Raw genomic sequence first — 220 nt, 5'->3', positions numbered from 1 at the left:
CCGGCATCGCGGCCGACGAGACCATCCGGCTGCCGCGCCGCGACGGCACCCGGAACTTCCCGCGGGCCCGGTGGCGGGACCAGGACATCGCAGCGGCGGCGCAGGGGCGGGCCGCGGCGGCGGAGCGCCCCGACGACGAGGCCTCACCTGAGGACGACGAGCTCCGGCGGGGGGCGGGGCAGGTGCGCGCGGGCGAGCGGCCGATGCCCTGACGGACGGA

1 protein-coding gene is annotated in these 220 nt (G+C 80.5%); it reads left to right on the top strand.

The window, feature by feature from the left end:
* The coding region (locus QCD68_RS17375) for a hypothetical protein (RefSeq protein ID WP_301223914.1) at positions 1 to 212 on the top strand (212 nt) is incomplete at its 5' end.
* Positions 213 to 220: the final 8 nt, after the last annotated feature.

The sequence above is a fragment of the Curtobacterium sp. PsM8 genome, from assembly GCF_030433875.1.
Classification (GTDB): Bacteria; Actinomycetota; Actinomycetes; order Actinomycetales; family Microbacteriaceae; genus Curtobacterium.
The sequence above is the reverse complement of the archived record's forward strand: the minus strand, read 5'-3'. Positions and strand labels throughout refer to the sequence as shown.